The organism is Streptomyces sp. NPDC033178 (genome assembly GCF_055577685.1).
The window spans coordinates 1-2,128 of sequence record NZ_JBVIPT010000059.1 but is presented as its reverse complement, the minus strand read 5'-3'; the positions used below and the strand labels follow the sequence as shown (position 1 = coordinate 2,128).

General features: G+C 67.8%; 1 protein-coding gene. It reads right to left on the bottom strand.

The annotated features are described in order from the left end of the window. Window positions 1-2,128, bottom strand: a 2,128-nt coding sequence (locus tag ACZ5VQ_RS49300) for a type I polyketide synthase (protein WP_469110758.1), incomplete at both ends; no start/stop codon positions are given.

Sequence of the window (2,128 nt, the reverse complement as noted above, 5' to 3'; positions counted from 1 at the left end):
GCCAACCCAGCCAGCACCGCCCCCGGACCCACCTCAACAAACCGCGTCACACCCCGCTCCCGCAGATGCCCAACACCATCCGCGAAACGCACCGCTTCCCGCACATGCCGCACCCAGTACTCCGCCGACGCCACCTCCGCAGCCACCCTCCCCGTGACATTCGAGACGACCGGAATTGATGGCTCGGCATACGTGAGCTGCTCCGCGACCGCACCGAACTCCGCGAGCATCGGCTCCATCAGCACCGAATGAAACGCATGCGACACCCGCAACCGACGCACACGAGCCCCACGCCCCGCAAAACCCTCCGCAACAGCCAGGACCTCCGACTCCCGGCCGGACAGGACCACCGAGGACGGGCCGTTGACCGCCGCGACACTCACACCCGGCGTCAGATGCGGCAGGACCTCCGCCTCCGACACCTGCACGGCCACCATCACCCCGCCCGCCGGCAACGCCTCCATCAACTGGCCCCGCGCCACCACCAACCGCACCGCATCCGCCAAAGACAACACCCCCGCAATGTGCGCGGCAGCTATCTCCCCCACCGAATGCCCGGCCACAAAATCCGGCCGCACACCCCACGACTCCAACAACCGGAACAACGCCACCTCGAACGCAAACAGGGCAGGCTGCGCCCAACCCGTCCGATCCAACGCCTCCTGATCCCCGCCCCACACCACATCCCGCAAACCCGGCGCCGACACCGGCTCAGGACCCAACTCCTTCAGCGCCGCATCCACTTCCGTCAGCACCGCATCAAAGGCTTCCGCGAACACCGGGAACACAGCACACAACTCCCGCCCCATCCCCACCCGCTGAGACCCCTGACCCGAAAACAAGAACGCGGTCCCCGCATCACCCCGCACCCGACCCACCGCCACACCCGGCGCGGCGACTCCGTCGACCACGGCCAGCAGGCCAGTCAGGAACTCACCCCGGTCCCGCCCCACCACCACCGCACGATGCTCGAACGACGACCGCGCCACCGCCGACGAGAAACCCACATCCGCCACACCCAGATCCGGCGCATCATCCACAAGCGTCAGCAACCGCTCCGCCTGCGCACGCAGAGCCTCAGCACTCCGCCCCGACACCACCCACGGAACCACCACCTCCGGGCTCATCGCCGGCTGACTCGCCTTGGCTGGTTCTTCAGACTCAGATGCGTCTTCCAAAATGACGTGTGCGTTGGTTCCGCTCACACCGAACGACGACACCCCCGCCCGACGCGGACGCCCCACCACCGGCCACTCCCGCGACCGGCCCAGCAACTCCACCCGACCCGCCGACCAGTCCACCCGCGACGACGGCACCTCACCGAACAAACTGCCCGGCACCACCCCATGCCGCATCGCCATCACCATCTTGATGACACCCGCCACACCCGCCGCAGCCTGCGTATGACCCAGATTCGACTTCACCGAACCCAGCCACAACGGCCAACCATCCTCCGACCTATCCCGCCCATACGTCGCGAGCAGCGCCTGCGCCTCGATCGGATCACCCAGCACCGTGCCCGTGCCGTGGCCCTCCACCACATCCACCTGATCACCCGAAACCCGCGCATCCGCCAACGCCTGACGAATCACCCGCTGCTGGGCCGGACCATTCGGCGCCGTCATCCCATTCGACGCACCGTCCTGATTCACCGCGGAACCCTTCACCACGGCCAGCACCCGGTGACCCCTACGCCGCGCATCAGACAGCCGCTCCAACAGCAGCATCCCCGCACCCTCGGCCCACCCCGTACCGTCCGCCGACTCCGCGAACGGCTTGCACCGGCCATCGGGGGCCAGGCTGCCCGGCTCTCGGCTGAACTCCACGAATGTGCGGGGCGTGGCCATGACGGTCACGCCACCGGCCAACGCCAGTGAACACTCACCCTTGCGCAACGACTGCGCCGCCAGATGCAACGCCACCAACGACGACGAACACGCCGTGTCGAGAGTGACGGCAGGGCCCTCCAGGCCCAAGGTGTACGACAGCCGTCCGGACACCACGCCCGACGATCCATAGCTGCCTTGGTAGTTGTGGTACATGACGCCGGTGAATACGCCGGTGGGACTCCCCTTCACCGACCTCGGCGCGATCCCCGCCCGCTCGAACACCTCCCACGACGTCTCCA